We start from the raw sequence: 18,324 nt of genomic DNA on the forward strand, positions 1-18,324 counted from the left end.
CGTTGTCCTGAAAGTCTGTGCGAGCGGCCCGGCCAAATCTTGTGTCTCACAAGGGCCGGGCCGTTACACGCATGGTGCGACAGGGAGGCGGTCGATGTTCAAGCGTATCGCAGTAGTGAACCGGGGCGAGGCCGCGATGCGGCTCATCAACGCGGTCCGGGAGGTCAACGCCGAGGGTGGCGAGCCGATCGAGACGGTGGCCTTGTTCACGGACGGCGAGCGTACGGCGACCTTCGTGCGCGAGGCGGATCTGACGTACCCGCTCGGTCCCGCGTCGGCGCGCCCGTACCTGGACCTCGCCGTACTGGAGCGGGCGCTGCGCGAGAGCGGCGCGGACGCGGCCTGGGTCGGCTGGGGATTCGTCGCCGAGGACCCGGCCTTCGCCGAGCTGTGCGAGCGGATCGGGGTCACCTTCATCGGCCCGTCGCCCGAGGCGATGCGCAAGCTCGGCGACAAGATCGGCTCCAAGCTGATCGCCGAGGAGGTCGGCGTACCGGTCGCTCCCTGGAGCCGTGGACCGGTCGAGTCGCTCGAGGCGGCGCTGGCCGCGGCCGAGACGATCGGCTACCCGTTGATGCTCAAGGCAACGGCCGGTGGTGGTGGCCGCGGTATCCGCATGGTCGGCTCCGCCGATGAGCTGTCGGACGCCTATGCCCGGACCAGCGAGGAGGCGGCCCGCGCCTTCGGCAGCGGCATCGTCTTCCTGGAGCGCCTCGTCACCGGCGCCCGGCACGTCGAGGTGCAGGTCATCGCCGACGGCCAGGGCACCGCGTGGGCGCTCGGCGTCCGCGACTGCTCGGTCCAGCGCCGCAATCAGAAGGTCATCGAGGAGTCCGCCTCGCCGTTGCTGTCGGCCGGTCAGGTCGAGGACCTCAAGGCGTCGGCCGAGCGGCTGGCGCTGGCGGTCGGGTACCGCGGCGCGGCCACGGTCGAGTTCCTGTACCACCCGGGGGAGAAGACCTTCGCCTTCCTCGAGGTGAACACCCGCCTCCAGGTCGAGCACCCGATCACCGAGCTGACCACCGGGTTCGACCTGGTCAAGGCCCAGTTGCACGTCGCCAGTGGCGGTCGCCTGGACGGCCTGAAGCCGGCCGAGCTCGGGCACGCGGTCGAGGCTCGCCTGAACGCCGAGGACCCGGACCGCGACTTCGCGCCGTCACCCGGCCGCATCGCCGTACTGGATCTGCCGTCCGGGCCTGGGATCCGGGTGGACACCGGGGTGAGCGCCGGCGACAGCATCCCGGCCGACTTCGACTCGATGATCGCGAAGATCATCGGCTACGGCCGCACCCGGGAGGAGGCGCTGGCCCGCCTGCGTCGCGCGGTCACCGCGACCACCGTCCTGATCGAGGGCGGCGCCACCAACAAGAGCTTCATCCTCGAACTGCTGGACCAGCCCGAGGTGATCGACGGCAGCGCCGACACCGGCTGGATCGACCGGGTCCGCGGTGAGGGCCGCCTGGTCTCGCACAAGCACTCCGGGATCGCCCTGGTCGCCGCGGCGATCGAGGGCTACCAGGACGCCGAGAAGGTCGAGCGCAGCCGCCTGCTGGAGACCGCTCACGGTGGCCGTCCGCAGGTGCAGCACGAGGTCGGTCGCGCGATCGACCTGAAGCTGCGCGGCGCGAGCTACCGGGTGACCGTGACGCGGATCGGCCGGACGCGGTTCCGGGTCGGCGTCGGTTCCGGCAACGATCCCTTCCAGGTCGTCGACGCCGATCTCGAGCGCCTCGACGGTCACAGCGGCCGGCTGACGGTCGGCGGGCAGCGGTTCCGGCTCGTCACCGCCACCCACGGCCCGGTGCACCTGATCGAGGTCGACGGGGTGACGCACCGCGTCAGCCGGGACGAAGGCGGCGTACTGCGTTCGCCCGCGCCGGCTCTCGTGGTCGCGACGCCGGTGCAGACCGGTGCCGAGGTCGAGGCCGGTGCGCCGGTGCTCGTGCTGGAGAGCATGAAGATGGAGACGGTGCTCTACGCGCCGTTCAAGGCCACGGTGAAGGAGCTGCAGGTCTCGACCGGCAGCCAGGTCGAGACCGGCGCACCGCTGCTCCGGCTGGAGCCGATCGCCGACGAGTCCGACGCCGAGGCGGCCGCCCCGGTGCAGAACGGCGTACGGCTCGAGCTGCCGCGTCGTTCCGGTGAGATCTCGCCGCAGGAGCGCGTCGAGCGCGGTCTGGACGACCTGCGCAGCATGCTGCTCGGGTTCGACATCGACCCGCGCGACGAAGGCGGGATGCTGGCCGGCTACCTGCTGGCCCGGACCCAGCTGCCGCAGCCGCCGGTGGTCGCCGAGATCGACCTGATGTCGGTGTTCGCCGACTTCGCCGAGCTGAGCCGCAACCGGCCGGCCGGCGAGGAGATCAGCACCGAGAACCGGGTGCACAGCCCGCGGGAGCACTTCCACACCTACCTGCAGAGCCTCGACCCCGAGCGCGGCGGCCTGCCGGCCGAGTTCCAGGCCCGGCTCGCCCGCGTGCTCGCGCACTACGGCGTGACGGATCTGGAGCGCAGCAACGAGCTCGAAGAGGCCGTGTTCCGGATCTTCCTCGCGCAGCAGCGGACCACGCCGGACATCCTGCTGGTCACGTCGGTGCTGGAGCGCTGGATCGACGAGTCGCGCCCGGAGGCGCCGCTCGACGAGGCGGTGCACGAGCTGCTGGACCGGCTGGTGCTGGCCACGCAGCTGCGCTTCCCGATCATCGGCGACCTGGCGCGCAGCGTCCGGTTCCGCTGGTTCGACCAGCCGCTCGTCGACGCGGCCCGCGCCTCGGTGATCGACGGCGTCGGTGACGAGGTCGCCCACCTGGCCACGAACTCGGCCGCGCCGAACCGGCAGGACCGGATCGACGCGCTGGCCGCGATCCCGGAGCCGATCGTGCGGTTCCTGGCGGAGCGGCTGGAGGGCGGCTGGAGCGAGCGCGAGCCGATGCTCGAGGTGCTCATCCGCCGGCACTACCGCGAGTACGAGCTGCACGACGTCCATGAGGTGGCCGTCGAGGGACGGCCGTTCGCGACCGCCGACTACACGATCGACGACCGGCCGACGCACCTGGTCACCACGGTCGGGACGACGGCCGAACTGGCCGACCCGGACAGTGGTCTGTCCCAGGCACTGACCGCGCAGCTGGACGGGCGCCCGGCCGGCCACGAGGCAGTCGTCGAGCTCTACCTGTACGGCGCGGATCTGCCCGCCGTACAGCAGGATGCTTCTGATCTGTACCGGCGGATGGTGGCCGAGCTGCCGATCGCTCAGCGTGCCCGCCGGATCTCGGTCGCCGTGGCCTCGGGTGACGGCCAGCCGGTCTCGTACTTCACCTACCGCCCGGCCGGTGGGTCGGTCGTCGAGGACGACAACGTCCGTGGCGTGCACCCGATGGTCGGCCGTCGCCTGAACCTGTGGCGGCTGCGCGACTTCCGGATCACGCGGCTGGAGGCGCCGGACGACGTACTGCTGTACTACTGCGTCGCCCGGGACAATCCGGCCGACCAGCGGCTCGTGGCGCTGGCGCAGGTGCGTCAGTTCGCGGTGGTCCGCGACGAGGACGGCCGGGTCACCGGGCTGCCGCACGCCGAGCGGGCGATCGCGAACTGTCTCGAGGCGATCCGCCGGGCCCGGACCGCGCGCGGCGCGGCCGGAGCCAAGCTGGACATGAACCACGTCTGGATCCACATCTGGCCGGTCGTCGATGCGCAGGTCGACGAGGTCACCACGCTGAAGAGCAAGATCGCCCCGATGACGGCCGGTGCCGGGATCGAGGAGGTCCTGATCCAGGGCCAGGTCGAGGCTCCGGACGGTGTCGCCTACCCGGTCGCGGCGCGCTTCTACGCCCAGCCGGGCGCCGGCGTCGTCACGTCGATCGAGGAGCCGCCGACCACCCGGTTGATGCCGCTCGACGACTACGCGCAGAAGGTGCAGCGCTCGCGGCGCCGAAACACGATCTACCCGTACGAGGTCAGTGGCATCGTCACCGGTCCGGGCGGTTCGTTCGTCGAGCACGACCTGGACGACACCGGCACGCTGGTACCGGTCGAGCGGCCCAAGGGCCTGAACAAGGCCGGGATCATCCTCGGTCTGGTCAACACGCCGACCACCCGCTACCCCGAGGGTGTCACCCGGGTCGCGCTCAGCGGTGACCCGACCAAGGCGCTCGGTGCGGTCGCCGAGCCCGAGTGCGCCCGGATCATCGCGGCCATCGACCTGGCCGAGCGGATGCAGATCCCGGTCGAGTGGTACTCGCTGTCGGCCGGGGCCCGGATCTCGATGGACTCGGGTACCGAGAACATGGACTGGGTCGCGAAGGCGCTGAAGCGGATCGTCGAGTTCACCCAGGCCGGTGGCGAGATCAACATCGTCGTGGCCGGGATCAACGTCGGCGCCCAGCCGTACTGGAACGCCGAAGCGACGATGCTGATGCACACCAAGGGCATCCTGGTGATGACGCCGGATAGCGCGATGGTGCTGACCGGCAAGCAGACCCTGGACTTCTCCGGCAGCGTCTCGGCCGAGGACAACTTCGGGATCGGCGGTTACGACCGGGTGATGGGCCCGAACGGCCAGGCGCAGTACTGGGCGCCGGACCTGAAGGCGGCGCGCGACGTCCTGATGTCGCACTACGACCACACCTACATCGCACCGGGGGAGTCCGGGCCGCGGCGCGCGGAGACGACCGACCCGATCGATCGGGACGTGACGCCGTACCCGCATATCGTCGAGGGCAGCGACTTCAAGACCGTCGGCGAGATCTTCTCCGCCGAGACCAACCCGGACCGCAAGAAGGCGTTCGACATCCGCACGCTGATGCGGGCGGTCAGCGACCAGGACCACCCGGTGCTGGAGCGCTGGGCCGGGATGGCCGACGCGGACACGTCGGTGGTCCAGGACGCGCGGCTGGGTGGTTACCCGGTCTGCCTGGTCGGGATCGAGTCCAAGTCGGTACCGCGGCGCGGCTTCCCGCCGGCCGACGGACCCGACACGTACACCGCCGGCACGCTGTTCCCGAAGTCGTCGAAGAAGACGGCACGCGCGATCAACGTGGCCAGCGGCAACCGGCCCCTCGTCGTACTGGCGAACTTGTCCGGGTTCGACGGGTCACCGGACTCGATGCGCAACCTGCAGCTCGAGTACGGCGCCGAGATCGGCCGCGCGATCGTGAACTTCGAGGGCCCGATCGTGTTCTGCGTGGTCTCGCGGTACCACGGCGGTGCGTTCGTGGTGTTCTCCAAGCAGCTGAACCCGCGGATGACGGTGCTCGCGGTCGAGGGCTCGTTCGCCTCGGTGCTCGGTGGGGCACCGGCCGCGGCCGTGGTGTTCTCCGCCGAGGTCGACGCCCGGACGGCGGCCGACCCGCGGGTCGCGGCGCTGGCCGAGCAGGTCAGCGCGGCGAGTGCGGCCGAGCGGGCCGAGCTGGCGACCGAGCTCGCGGAGGTGCGAACCGCCGTACGGTCGGAGAAGCTGACCGAGGTGGCGACCGGCTTCGACAAGATCCACAGCATCCAGCGGGCTCGCGACGTCGGCTCGGTGGACGCGGTGATCAGCGCGGCCGAGCTGCGGCCGCGACTCATCGAGGCAATCGCTCACGGCCTGTCGTCGGGTGGTACCGCAGAGGTCTAAGCTGAGCGCCATGCGCACCGGGGAAGGCGCTCCAAACAAGGCACGAGCGTTGATCACGTTCATCGGCGTCAGCGTGCTGTCCGGTGCGCTCGCGGCTGGGCTGGCGATTCCGTTGGCAGGATTCGCCGGGATCAGCAGCGAGCAAGTGGTGAAGACGGTCCAGGACCTGCCGCGTGAGCTGGTGGTCGAACCCGTTGCCGTCCGCAGCCGGATGCTGGCCGCGGACGGCTCGGTGATCGCCACCCTGTTCGAGCAGAACCGGGTGCCGATCCGGCTGAACCAGGTCGCGCCGATCATGAAGACCGCGATCATCGCGATCGAGGACTCGCGGTTCTACGAGCACGGCGCGCTGGATCCCAAGGGCACGCTGCGCGCGGTGATCCGGAACCAGGGCAGTGGCGAGGTCCAGCAGGGCGGCTCGAGTATCACCCAGCAGTACGTGAAGCTCAGCCTGATCGAGAAGGCCCGCACGCAGGCCGAGCGGGCCAAGGCGACCGAGGTCTCCTACGAGCGCAAGCTGACCGAGCTGCGCTACGCGATCGCGCTCGAGGGCCAGCTGACCAAGAACGAGATCCTCGAGCGGTACCTGAACCTGGTCAACTTCGGGGACGGGACGTACGGCGTACAGGTCGCTGCCCAGCACTATTTCCGGACCACCGCGGACAAGCTCACGCTGCCGCAGGCCGCGTTGCTCGCCGGGCTGGTGAAGAACCCGACCGGGTACGACCCGACCAACAACCTCAAGCGGGCCAAGGCTCGCCGCGACGTGGTGATCCGGCGGATGCTCGAACTCAAGGTGGTCTCGGTGCACCAGGCGAACCTGGCGCTGCAGACCCCGGTGATCGACCGCGCCAAGATCCGTCCGGTGCCGAACGGGTGCGCCAGCTCGCGGTACCCGTTCTACTGCGACTACGCGGTCGCGAAGCTGCTGGCGAACCCGGCGCTCGGCAAGACCGTCAAGGATCGCGAGCACTACCTGAAGACCGGCGGCCTGACGATCCGGACGTCGCTGGACCCGCGCATCCAGGCGGCCGCGCAGGCGTCCATCGACGAGCACACCAAGCCCACCGACACCGCGGTCGCGGCGATCACCGTCGTCCAGCCGGGCAGCGGGCTGGTGAAGGCGATGGTGCAGAGCAAGCCGTACGGGAACGGGCGCAACCACACGAACTACAACTACAACGTCGAGAAGTCGTACGCCGGCGGGTACGGCGGGTTCCAGAACGGCTCGACGATGAAGGCGTTCACGGTCGCGGCGGCGATCCAGGCGGGGGTGCCGCTGGACTACCGGATCAACTCGCCCGAGCAGATCGACATGAGCGACAAGAAGTTCCGGACCTGTACCGGCTTCACCCGGGACCCCACCTACCGCCCGCGGAACTCGACGCGCAGCGGCAACCTGACCATGGTCGAGGCGGCCCGCTACTCGACCAACACCTACTTCCTGCAGCTCTCGCAGCGCGTCGGGCTCTGCCCGATCGCCCGGGTCGCCGCCCGGCTCGGCATGTACAACGCGCAGACCCTGCATCCGCTCGACCAGGTCATCTCGATGACGCTGGGCGTCAACTACGTGACCCCGCTGCAGATGTCGAACGCGTACGCGACCTTCGCGGCCCGCGGCAAGTACTGCCAGCCGTTGGTCGTCACCTCGGTCCGGAGCAAGGCCAACCGGCCGGTCATCAGCCCGAAGGTCAAGTGCAACCAGGCGCTCGCCCCGGGTGTCGCCGACGGCGTGAACAAGGTGCTCAGCGCGGTGATGGAACCGGGCGGAACCGGCGGCAAGCTGAAGTTCGGCCGCTGGGACCTGGCCGGCAAGACCGGAACCATCCAGGAGAACAAGGCCGTCTGGTTCTCCGGCTACGCCCCGAACCTCGCGGCCGCCGCGGTCGTCGCCGACGCCAACCTGCCCTACACGAACCTGATGTACGGCCACACCCTGGACGGCCGCGACATCTCCGACCCGACCGGCTCCGGCACGGCCGGCCCGCTCTGGGAGACCGCGATGCGCGGCGCCCTCAAGGGCATGCCGCTGCGGCACTTCGTCGAGCCGTCCCAGAAGATCATCAACGGCGACCGCAAGGGCCTGCCCGACGTCACCGGCCTGGACCGCACCGAGGCCACCAAGCTGATCCGCAAGGCCGGCTTCGACGTCACCATCGCGAACAAGCTGGTCACCTCACCGGTCCCGACCGGCAAGGTCGCCTACACCGACCCGCGCACCGACTCCGGCGCCACCAAGGGCTCCCTGGTCACCATCTACCTGTCCAAGGGCCCCTCACAACGGCCGTAGGTCGGACCCCGGGATCCACGTGACCCGGCCGCTCTCGTCGCAGAAGCGGCCGAGCCATTCGCCGTTGTGGCGGATCCAGACGTCGAGCTCCCCGGTCGCCCACTCCGCCCGCTGCACCGGCTGCGCCGGATCGATCCGCCGAACGGCGTCCGCGGGGCGCGGCCCGTGGGTGTCGTACTGCACCTCCAGATCGGAGGCCATCCGGACCGCCTCCACCTCGGTGCCGAGACCACTGGCACGCCAACCATTGACCGCGCCGTCCCAGACACCGAACCCTTCGGATCCGTCATCTGCGGGGCGCACCGTGAACCGACCAAGCATATTTTCAGATTAGCCGATCATCGAACATATGTTCTAGTCTTGATCCGGTGAGGGGGCGTGTGCGGTGAGTTCCGGTTCAGATGTCGAAGCCGCCGGAGACCTCGAGGGACTGGGCGTTGATCCAGCGGTTGGCGGGGGAGAGGAGCTGGGCGATGACGCTGCCTACCTCGTCGGGTTCGCCGACGCGGCCGAGTGCGGTGCGGGCGGCGAGGTGGGCTTCGAAGTCGTCGGTGAGACCGCCGCCGAGGTCGGTGCGGATGGGGCCGGGGGAGACGGAGTTGGCGCGGATGCGGCGGTCGCCGAACTCCTTGGCCATGTAGCGGGTGAGCACTTCGAGACCGCCCTTGAAACTCGCGTACGGCGCGACGCCGGCCGTGGCCACGCGGCTGGTGGCGCTGACCAGGTTCACGATGTGGCCGCCGTCGGCGATCAGTGGGAGCAGGGTCTGGGTGAGGAAGAAGGGGCCTTTGAGGTGGACACGGAAGAGGCCGTCGAACTCGTCCTCGGTGACGGTCGCGATCGGGTTGTAGAGGCCGTAGCCGGCGTTGTTGATCAGGTAGTCGAAGTCGGTCCGGTCCCAGGTCTCCTGCAGGGTCCGGCGGACCGCCTCGGCGAAGGCCGGGAAGGAGGTGGTGTCCGTGACGTCGAGTTCGAGGGCGACCGCCGTACCGTCGGCTGCGGTGATCTTGCCGACGACGTCGGCTGCCGCGTCCGGGTTCTTGTTGTAGGTGAGGATGACGCCGAGGCCGCGCTGGGCGCAGGCGAGGGCAGTGGCGGCGCCGATACCGCGGCTGCCGCCGGTGATGATCACGATGCTCATAACCCTCAGTCAACGGCCGCGGCGATCACCGGAGAAGGTCGAGTCTTCCTAGGAGCGCTGCACCCAGGATGCGAGTACGTCGGCGCTCGGCGTACCGGCCGCTGCCGTCGCGACCGTCAACTGCTGGCCTGGTGCGCTCCGGACGTCGAAGGTCTGGAAGCTCAGCTCGAGCAGACCGGCCTCGGGGTGATGGATCGTCTTGCGAGTCACCGTGAGGCCGGCGACGCTCTGGTCGTCCCACAGACCGCGGAACAACGGACTGTCGTCGTACAGGCGCTGCACGAGGCTCGTCACCTCCGGGTGCGGCGGGGTGAAGCCGGCGGACAGCCGCAGTGCGCTCACCGACGCCCGCACCACCTCGTCCCAGTTCCCGTAGAACTCCTGCGCGAACGGATCGAAGAACAGCGCCGCCAGCACGTTCTCCTCCTGTGCTTGCAGCGGCGTGATGAGTTGAGCGGCGGCCGGGTTGGCAACCAACACCCGGAACGCCGGATTGGTCACGTAGGCCGCCGCGTGTGCGAAGGCCTCCATCGTCTGCAGCAGCTCCGGGGCGATCGCCTCCGTCGCATGCTCGACGGACGGCGACAGCTGCGCCAGCCGGAACAGGTGGCCGCGGGCATCCTCCTCGAGCCGCAACGCCCGGCAGATCGAGTCGACCACCTGTGCGGATGGCGTCCGCTCCCGCCCCTGCTCCAGCCGCGTGTAGTAGTCCGCGCTGACTCCCGCCAGCACCGCGACCTCTTCCCGCCGCAACCCCGCCACCCGTCGGCCCGCGGTCGCGACGAGCCCGACCTCTTGCGGTGTCAGGCGGGCGCGGTGGGCGCGCAGGAACTCACCCAGCTGAGTGGTCATCACGACGGATCCTACGCGCCCGCGATCCGTCAGTTGCGGTAGCGGAAGATGATCCGGCCGCGGGTCAGGTCGTAGGGGCTGAGCTCCACGAGGACCCGGTCCTCGGGGATGATCTTGATGTAGTTCTTCCGGATCTTGCCGCTGATGTGGGCCAGGACCTGGTGGCCGTTGGTGAGTTCGACCCGGAAGTTCGCGTTGCGGAGGGATTCGACGACGACGCCGTCGAGTTCGATGGCTCCTGCTTTTCTAGGCATGGTGGATCAGCTCCAGGTTGCTTGCGGTGCGGCGGGCGCCGAAGCTCTCGAACAACGCCAGTGCCGCGACATTGGTGTCGTTGACCTCGGCCGCGACCGTCTCGGTCCCGGCGTGGTGCAGTTCGGTCAGCACGTGGGCGAGCAACGCGCGGGCGATTCCGGTACGGCGCTCCCCGGATCGGACCGCGATCAGCCCGATCCGCGGTTGCCGGGTATGCGTGGCCAGCCGGAGCAGGCCGACGTACTGGTTGTTGCGTTGGGCAACGGTGTACGTGGACGGGTCGAACGGTCTGGTCCCGCCTTGCCAGGGGAGGACCTCGGCCGGCATGGTCAGCCAGTCGATCTCGCTGCGGATCGCCTGGTCCAGCTCGCGCAGCGGTTCTTCTTCGGCCGTCGTGATGACGACATCCGAGGCATCGAAGACCCCGGTCGGTACGACGAATTCCTGCTCGCGGCGCCAACTGGTGAAACCGGCGTGTTCCCAACCGGCCGTCAGATCACGGTCGGTCTCGTCGACCACCGTGTACAGCGGACCGGACTGGTCGGCCAGCATCGCCGCCGCCAGTGGTTCGAAGACATCGTCGCGCCACGTGTCGATGCTCAGGAAGGTACGGCCGTCGAGCCTTCGCGACGCATGACCGCGACCGACGACCAGGTCGTTCTCCACCGCGTGCCACTGGTTCTCGGCAACACGGGAGACCGTGAGAAGCAAAGAGTTCATAGGTGTTTCCTTTCGGGAGTGCCCAACATCTCGGGGCGCTCCCGGCGACACCTATGTCAATCGCCCGCCCGTGACCACGGGAAGGGGAGCACCCACTGCGAAACAGCGTTCATGGGTTCCCACCTCCAAAAGTGATGTCACGGACCACGGCACGGTACCAACGCAACCGCCGTACCGGCCACTGGTTTTAGCCCACCAGCAGGGGGAGGGTGGAGTAGCCGCGGATGACTCGGGAGTCGCGCCAGGTGGGGGTGTCTGGTGAGCGGCGGAGTTTGGGGAGTCGGGTGGCCAGTTCGGCGAAGGCGATCTGGGCTTCGAGGCGGGCCAGTGGGGCGCCTAGGCAGTAGTGGATGCCGCTGGAGAAGGCCAGGTGCTCGGCTTGGCGAGGGCGGGTGATGTCGAAGATGTCGGGCTCGCTGAAGACTGCGGGATCGCGGTTGGCGGCCGCGAGGAGGAGCAGGATCCAGCTGTTCGGCTGGAGGTCGGCGCCGCCGATCGACACCGGCTCGTGCGCGAATCGGCCGGTGCTCTGCACCGGGGGCGCCCAGCGCAGGACCTCCTCGACGGCGGCCGCGGCGCGCTCCGGCTCGGCCCGCAGCAGTTCCCATTGGGCCGGGTGATCGAGCAGGGCGGCGACGCCGTTGCCGATCAGGTTGACGGTCGTCTCGAAGCCGGCGATCAGCAGCAGCCTTGCCGTGGTGTGCAGCTCGTACGGCGTGATGCCGTCCGGCGACGCGGCGACCAGGTAGCTGATCACGTCGTCGCCTGGACGCGCCTTCTTCAGCGGGATGAGTTCGCTGAAGAGCTCGTAGAGCTCGGCGTTCGCGGCGGCGAGCGCGGCCGCCTCGGCCGGAGAGTTGACGCCCGACAAGGCCGAACCGACCACGGTGCCGTGCTGGGAGAGCCGGCCGACGTCCGCGTCCGGGATGCCCATCAGCGTGGTGATGACGCCGATCGGGAGCGGCGCGGCGAAGTCGGCGATCAGGTCGAAGGGGCGGCCGTCCGCGGTCTTGCGTTCGATACCGGTGATCAGATCGCGGGTGAAGTCCGCGATCCGCTCGGCGTACCCGGCCATCATCTTCGGCCGGAACGCGGGCGCGGCGAGCTGCCGCAAGCGGGTGTGGTCCGGTGGTTCGCGATCGAGGAAACCGAGGTCCAGGGTGTTGCCCGAGGTGTCCTCCGACGTCGGCCCCGGATCGCCGACCGGCCGGACACCGAAGCGCCGGTCGCGCAGAACCGCGTTGCAGATGCCGTAGTCGGTCGTCAGCCACTCCTGACCGGAACCGACCACCGACCCGCCGCCGCGCAGCTGCTCGTAGATCGGGAACGGATCCTCCCGCCCGGACCGGGCCCAGAACGCTTCGATCGCAGAAGTCATCGGGTCAGCACCCCTCCAGTGAACGTCGACAGAACCAGGTCAGGCGCGTCCCGGGGCGCGAGCCAGCCGCCCTGGACCAGCTCCCACGCGGTGAACATAAGCGCATGCAGAGACCGGACAAGCCACCAATCCGGTACGCCGGTGCGGACGCTTCCGGCGCCGGCGACGATCGCCGCGATCGGCGCGGTCAACGCATCGGTCCGGGACGTGACGTCGTCATCGGCGAAGACCTCGGGTTGTGCCGTCAGCAACGTCAGATACGCGCCGAACGGCAGCAGGTCGACCACCATCCGGCGAAGCGGATCAGCGTCGGCCGGCGCGGCCGCGATCACCGCCTCGCCGATGTCGAGCGCCCGTGCCGCGACCGCCACCAGCAGATCGTGCCGAGTCGCGAACTGCTTGTGCAGCGTCGTCCGCCCGATCCCCGCGGCCAGCGCGATCTGCCCCAGCGAGGCAGCCGGATCCTTGGCGAGCACAGCCGCGGCGACATCAAGAACCGGCGCCGACACCAGCTGAACGCTCATGTTCACGACGGTACAGCGCTGTTCACCCTTGCGAAAGGCCCTCAGTGGTGGTCACTACGGTCCAGCCGTGTTCGAGGAGGTCGAAGGCACGGTCGACGGACTCGTCGGGGGCGGCTCTTCTTTGGCGCAGGAACCTTGCGGCGAGGGCGAAGTGCGCCAGTGCGGCGCAGGCCGGGTCGTCTTCGGGCAGGCCGTGGGCTTCGGCGATCGCGCGGGCCAGCGAGGTCTCGTGGCGCATCCAGAGTCGCTGGCCGTACTCGATCAGCGCGGGGGTGGAGTGGATGAGCTCTCGCAGTTGGGCGATGGCTGGGTCTTGGCTGCGGTTGTCCATCGTGCGGGTGATGTATTCGCGCAGGGCGGTCACCACGGACTGGCCGGCTGGGCGGTCACGGACTGCGCTCACGAGGGCGGCTTCGAGTGCTTCGTCCTCGTCGAAGACGAGCGCCTCCTTGCCGGGGAAGTGCTTGAACAGGGTCGCGGTCGAGACGTCGGCGGCCTCGGCGATCTCCCGGACGCCGACCTGGTCGAAGCCGCGGGCGACGAACAGCTCGAGCGCGGCGTCGGCCAGCGCCTTCCGGGTCGCCCCTTCTTCCGCTCCCGCCGCCCGATCGGTCTCTCGGTCACCAGCGCACTCTATCGAAAGTGGAACGGTTGCACTTTCAGAATCGGGTTGATCTCAGAATTTCTCCCTGATCGAAAATTTGTTCTATTCTTGGTCGCGACGGGGAGGTGTCGCGATGGGGTACAACAATCCGCCGGTGAAGTGGTCGGAGTTGGAGCGACGGTTGTCGGACCGGTCGCGGCCGGGGAGCCATGGTGGGCGGCCGGTGACGGCGGACGGTGGGGACAGTCCGGCGTGGTCGCAGCATCGGGGGCCTTATGTGCCGGCGAGGGTCGAGCGGGGCGAGTCGGCGGTGGCTTATGCGGAGCTGCATGTGCACTCGAACTACTCGTTTCTGGACGGGGCTTCGCAGCCGGAGGATCTGGTGGAGACCGCGGTGCGGCAGGGGCTGCATGCGTTGGCGCTGACGGATCATGACGGGTTCTACGGGGCGGCGCGGTTCGCGGAGGCCGCGGCGGCGTATTCGTTGCCGACGGTGTTCGGGGCGGAGCTGTCGCTGGGGCTGACCGGTCCGCAGAACGGGGTGGCGGATCCGGAGGGGAGTCACCTGCTGGTGCTTGCCGAGGGGCAGGAGGGGTATCACCAACTGGCGGGCGAGATCACCTACGGGCAGCTGAAGGGGGGCGAGAAGGGCAAGCCGGTCTACGACCTGGAGCGACTCGCCGAGAAAGGCAAGAACTGGGTGGTTCTGACCGGGTGCCGCAAGGGGCTGGTGCAGCAGGCGTTGGCGGGGGGTGGGCCGGCGGATGCCGGGCAGGAGCTGGATCGGCTGACGCACCTGTTCGGCAAGGATCGGGTGGTCGTGGAGCTGACCGATCACCACCTGCCGGCCGATAGCACCCGCAACAAGATCCTGGCCGGTCTGGCCGCCGATCGTGGTCTGCCGGTCGTTGCCACCAACAACGTTCACTATGCGATCCCGGCGCAGCACAAGCTGGCCGCCGCGCTGGCCGCGGTCCGGGCCCGGCGCGACCTGGATGCGATGGACGGCTGGCTGCCACCCAGCGGGATGGCGTTCCTGCGCACCGGCGAGGAGATGGCCTACCGCTTCCGCCGGTACGACGGCGCTGTCGCGCGTTCGGTCACCCTGGCCGACCAACTCGCCTTCGACCTGGGTCGGGCCAAACCGAAGCTGCCGTTGCGCGATGTCCCCGACGGGCACGATCCGGACAGCTGGCTGGAGTACGTCACGCTCGAGGGCGCCGCCCGGCGGTACGGGACACCCGAGCAGCGGCCGGATGCCTACGAGCGGCTGAAACGGGAGCTGGCCGTGATCAAGGCGAAGGGCTTTCCGGGGTACTTCCTGATCGTGCACGACATCGTCAGTTTCGCGCACAGCAACGGGATTCTCTGCCAGGGCCGCGGCTCGGCGGCGAACTCGGCGGTCTGTTACGCGCTCGGGATCACCGCGGTGGACAGCATCCTCTACGACCTGCCGTTCGAGCGGTTCCTCGCCTCGACCCGGGCCGAGGAGCCCGATATCGACGTCGACTTCGACTCCGACCGGCGCGAGGAGGTGATCCAGTACGTCTACGACAAGTACGGCCGCCATAATGCCGCGCAGGTGGCGAACGTGATCTCCTACCGCCCGAAGTCCGCCGTCCGGGATGTTGCCAAGGCACTGGGGTATTCGGTCGGTCAGCAGGATGCGTGGTCGAAACAAGTGGACGGCTGGAGTCCTGAGATCACCTCGACTGAGCACGACATCCCGGAGCGTGTCGTGACGATGGCGACCGCGTTACTGAAGTTCCCCCGGCATCTGGGGATTCACTCCGGCGGCATGGTGCTGACCGAGCGGCCGGTCGGTGAGGTGGTGCCGATCGAGCATGCCCGCAAGGAGAAACGCACGGTCCTGCAGTGGGACAAGGACGACTGCGCGTGGATGGGGCTGGTGAAGTTCGACCTGCTCGGCCTCGGGATGCTGGCCGCACTGCAGTACTGCCTGGACATGGTGCGCGACCAGTTGGGGGAGTCGTGGCTGCTGCATACGATCCCGAAGGAGGAGGCCGGGGTCTACGACCAGTTGTGCCGGGCCGACTCGGTGGGGGTGTTCCAGGTCGAGTCGCGGGCCCAGATGGCGACACTGCCACGGCTGAAACCGCGCCGGTTCTACGACCTCGTCACCGAGATCGCGCTGATCCGCCCCGGCCCGATCCAGGGCGGCGCGGTGCATCCGTACATCCGCCGCCGGACCGGTGAGGAGCCGATCACCTACCTGCACCCGAAGCTGCAGCCGGTGCTGGAGCGGACCATGGGCGTGCCGCTGTTCCAGGAGCAGCTGATGCAGATGGCGATGGCGGTCGGCGAGATCGACGGTGACGAGGCCGACCTGCTGCGTCGCGCGATGGGCTCCAAACGCGGGGTCGAGAAGATCTCGTCCCTGAAGGCCAAGCTGTACGACGGGATGGCGCGCAACGGGATCAAGGGGGACCTGGCCGACGAGATCTACGCCAAGATCGAAGCCTTCGCGAACTTCGGGTTCGCCGAGTCGCACTCGATCAGCTTCGCCCTGCTGGTCTACTCGAGCACCTGGCTGCGGTTGCACTATCCGGCCGCGTTCCTGGCCGCGTTGCTGCGCGCCCAGCCGATGGGGTTCTACTCACCGCAGTCCCTGGTCGCCGACGCGCGCCGGCATGGTGTCGAGGTGCGGCGGCCGGATCTGCTGCGCTCCGGGATCAACGCCGAGCTGGAGGTGCTGGTCGACGGTCAGGAGCTGACCGGCCCGACCGGTTCGCCGGACTGCCTGAAGGATCCGCAGCCGCCGGTCGGGCCGTTCGACGTGTCGAAGCCGTTCGATTCGTCACTGCACCGGCGGGACGGCGCCTTCGCCGTACGGCTGGGGTTGTCAGAGGTCCGGACCGTGGGGGAGAAGGGCGCGACGCTGATCGTCGAGGAGCGCGAGCGCGGTGGTGACTACCTCGATATGGCCGACCTGGTCCGACGTACTGGGATCACCGCCGCACAGGTCGAGGCTCTCGCCACCGCCGGGGTGTTCGACTGCTTCGGCCTGGATCGGCGGCAGGCGTTGTGGGAAGCGGGCCGAGCCGCCGAGGAGCGCCCGGAGCGACTGCCCGGTGTCTCCGCGGCCGGTCCACCACCGACCCTGCCGGGGATGAGCGAGATCGAGACCGACATGGCCGACCTGTGGTCCACCTCGATCACCGCCACCAGCCACCCGATGCAGCGCGTCCGCGATCAGCTCCGCGCCGACGGCATCCTCTCGGCCGCCCAGCTCCGCGAGGTCCCCGACGGCACCCGGGTCCGGGTCGCCGGCGTGGTCACCCATCGCCAGCGCCCCGCCACCGCCTCCGGCGTCACCTTCATGAACCTCGAGGACGAGACCGGCATGGCCAACATCGTCATCACCAAAGGCTGCTGGCACCGGCACGCCGCCGTCGCCCGCAACGCCACCGCCCTCATCATCCGCGGCCGCGTCGAACGCACCGGCCAGGTCGTCAACCTCTCCGCCGAAACCCTCGAACGCCTCCCCCTCGCCACCCGCACCCCGTCCCGCGACTTCCGTTGATCGAAGACCGCGTTGATCACATGCAGCTGGAGCTGAAGTCCATCCACGCGGGAGTGTCGCCGACCTTGACCGTGCGGAAGTAGCCGATGGCCCCGGCGCCGTCGACCGCGCGGGCGAACGACCCTTGGCCGATGATCCGCAACTGGTACTTGTGGCCCCTCGTCAGCGTGACGTTCGCGGCGCCCGAACCGTAGTTCACCTTGGTGCCGTTCGGATACTGCAGGCTTTTGGTCACCGGGTACTGGCGGGTCGCGCAGTCCAGCAGCTGGTAGTACATGATCCCGTCGTACAGCTTCCCCGCGGCGCTCCACTTCAGCGTGATCCGCCCGGTCGTGGCTCCGGTCCGGCCGTAACAGCCGACGCCGCGGAGCTCGTTGACCTTCCGGGCCGATCCCGTCCCCGTCCCACCGCCGCCCGGCTTCCCCGGGCCGGTGCCACCTCCGGCGTACGACGAGTTGGCGAACGCGACCTGGTATCCGTTGGGGCAGTCGCCCGGTGACGGCGGATCCTGGGCGAAGGCGTGACCGCCGGTCGACAGCGCCGCCCCGGCCAGTGCCAGTACCAGCGCTCCGCGCACGCCTGCTCTTCGCATCATCACAGTTCCCCGTTCCGTTGGTGGTGTCTGAGTGCAACCGCTTTGACGCTAAGTGACGGAGCGCGGCGGGCGCCAGCGATCTGCAGGTTGTTGCAGACATTGGGTGCGTGGGGCAACCATTTGACCCCGGCCCGGCGTCCGCGGCCGTCCGGCAGGTGCAACGAACGGTCTCCGGGCTGCGTCTAGGGTGGGAGGTGATGATCATGATCCGACGGTTCGGTACGACGCTGGCGGTGGGCGCCGCCGTCCTGGCTTTGGTTGCTTGTGGCAATGAATCTGCAGGAGGAGATCGAGAAGTGAACCCATCCGGGAGCAGTTCGAGTACTGGTTCGAGTTCGCCGACGCCGGGTGGTGCGGCGCCGACCGGGACGCCGGGCGGTACGGCGGTGGAGCAGGCGACGGCCGACCTGGTGACGAAGCTCGGTGTGGCGGCGGCCGGGGTGAAGGTGGTCTCGGCCGAAGAGGTGACCTGGTCGGACGGGAGCCTGGGCTGCCCGGAGGAGGGGATGCGCTACACGCAGGCCCTGGTGAACGGGATGCGGATCGTCCTGGAGGCCGACGGCAAGCGCTACGAGTACCACTCGGGCGGATCGCGGGCACCGTTCCTGTGCGAGAACCCGCAGGCGCGCTGAGAAACCCGCTGAAAAAACTTTTGAAAGTCGGTGTATCACCGGTCCGGTGCGCGGACTCCGCACTATGGAAACGCCGTTGAACTGCTTCCGGGGGGAAGGCAGGGCAAGGGCCTCCGTGGGGGGAGGGACTGACGCGGTGCGCGAGGAGTTTCGGTGGTCAGGCCGAAGCTTCTCC

The 18,324-nt window shown here is 69.0% G+C and carries 13 protein-coding genes and 1 pseudogene; 4 read left to right on the forward strand and 10 right to left on the reverse strand.

What is annotated here, in order from left to right; genetic code table 11:
- Positions 1-94: 94 nt before the first annotated feature.
- Both ACIA49_RS25735 and ACIA49_RS25740 read left to right on the forward strand, forming a co-directional pair.
- Positions 95-5,614, forward strand: a complete 5,520-nt coding sequence (locus tag ACIA49_RS25735; protein ID WP_396379876.1) for a carboxyl transferase domain-containing protein — start codon at positions 95-97, stop codon at positions 5,612-5,614.
- Between the two features lie 10 nt (positions 5,615-5,624).
- Complete coding sequence (locus ACIA49_RS25740; protein WP_396379877.1) at positions 5,625-7,904, forward strand: transglycosylase domain-containing protein; 2,280 nt, start codon at positions 5,625-5,627, stop codon at positions 7,902-7,904.
- On the opposite strand, the gene ACIA49_RS25745 is transcribed toward ACIA49_RS25740, so the two are convergent.
- The 9 genes and pseudogenes from ACIA49_RS25745 to ACIA49_RS25785 form a co-directional block, all read right to left on the reverse strand.
- On the reverse strand, positions 7,890-8,225 hold the full coding sequence (locus tag ACIA49_RS25745; protein ID WP_396379878.1) for a hypothetical protein: 336 nt from the start codon (positions 8,223-8,225) through the stop codon (positions 7,890-7,892). The two genes, ACIA49_RS25740 and ACIA49_RS25745, sit on opposite strands and share 15 nt — an antisense overlap.
- Before the next feature lie 76 nt (positions 8,226-8,301).
- On the reverse strand, positions 8,302-9,045 hold the full coding sequence (locus ACIA49_RS25750; RefSeq protein WP_396379879.1) for an SDR family NAD(P)-dependent oxidoreductase: 744 nt from the start codon (positions 9,043-9,045) through the stop codon (positions 8,302-8,304).
- 48 nt (positions 9,046-9,093) lie between these two features.
- Positions 9,094-9,897, reverse strand: a complete 804-nt coding sequence (locus ACIA49_RS25755) for a helix-turn-helix transcriptional regulator (RefSeq protein ID WP_396379880.1) — start codon at positions 9,895-9,897, stop codon at positions 9,094-9,096.
- 29 nt (positions 9,898-9,926) lie between these two features.
- Positions 9,927-10,151 carry a translation initiation factor IF-1 gene (gene infA / locus ACIA49_RS25760; RefSeq protein ID WP_391548810.1) on the reverse strand — a complete coding sequence of 75 codons (225 nt, stop codon included), beginning with the start codon at positions 10,149-10,151 and terminating at the stop codon, positions 9,927-9,929.
- Positions 10,144-10,872 carry a GNAT family N-acetyltransferase gene (locus tag ACIA49_RS25765; RefSeq protein ID WP_396379881.1) on the reverse strand — a complete coding sequence of 243 codons (729 nt, stop codon included), beginning with the start codon at positions 10,870-10,872 and terminating at the stop codon, positions 10,144-10,146. Before ACIA49_RS25765 ends, infA begins: the two co-directional genes overlap by 8 nt.
- Before the next feature lie 187 nt (positions 10,873-11,059).
- Complete coding sequence (locus ACIA49_RS25770; protein ID WP_396379882.1) at positions 11,060-12,250, reverse strand: cytochrome P450; 1,191 nt, start codon at positions 12,248-12,250, stop codon at positions 11,060-11,062.
- The gene (locus ACIA49_RS25775; RefSeq protein ID WP_396379883.1) at positions 12,247-12,774 is read right to left on the reverse strand and encodes a TetR/AcrR family transcriptional regulator; all 528 of its coding nucleotides are present in this window, start codon (positions 12,772-12,774) and stop codon (positions 12,247-12,249) included. Before ACIA49_RS25775 ends, ACIA49_RS25770 begins: the two co-directional genes overlap by 4 nt.
- A gap of 22 nt (positions 12,775-12,796) precedes the next feature.
- Positions 12,797-13,177, reverse strand: coding sequence for a hypothetical protein (locus tag ACIA49_RS25780; RefSeq protein ID WP_396379884.1), 381 nt, complete (start codon positions 13,175-13,177; stop codon positions 12,797-12,799).
- A gap of 93 nt (positions 13,178-13,270) precedes the next feature.
- Positions 13,271-13,411: pseudogene (locus ACIA49_RS25785) on the reverse strand (TetR family transcriptional regulator); the annotation flags it as partial.
- A 100-nt stretch (positions 13,412-13,511) separates the two neighbouring features.
- Here ACIA49_RS25785 and ACIA49_RS25790 point away from each other — a divergent pair.
- The gene (locus tag ACIA49_RS25790) at positions 13,512-16,922 is read left to right on the forward strand and encodes an error-prone DNA polymerase (RefSeq protein ID WP_396379885.1); all 3,411 of its coding nucleotides are present in this window, start codon (positions 13,512-13,514) and stop codon (positions 16,920-16,922) included.
- Between the two features lie 16 nt (positions 16,923-16,938).
- On the opposite strand, the gene ACIA49_RS25795 is transcribed toward ACIA49_RS25790, so the two are convergent.
- On the reverse strand, positions 16,939-17,499 hold the full coding sequence (locus ACIA49_RS25795) for a hypothetical protein (protein WP_396379886.1): 561 nt from the start codon (positions 17,497-17,499) through the stop codon (positions 16,939-16,941).
- Between the two features lie 221 nt (positions 17,500-17,720).
- Between ACIA49_RS25795 and ACIA49_RS25800 the strand changes: the two genes are divergently transcribed.
- On the forward strand, positions 17,721-18,149 hold the full coding sequence (locus tag ACIA49_RS25800) for a hypothetical protein (protein WP_396379887.1): 429 nt from the start codon (positions 17,721-17,723) through the stop codon (positions 18,147-18,149).
- Positions 18,150-18,324 lie beyond the last annotated feature (175 nt).

It is taken from the genome of Kribbella sp. NPDC051587, from assembly GCF_044453945.1.
Classification (GTDB): Bacteria; Actinomycetota; Actinomycetes; order Propionibacteriales; family Kribbellaceae; genus Kribbella.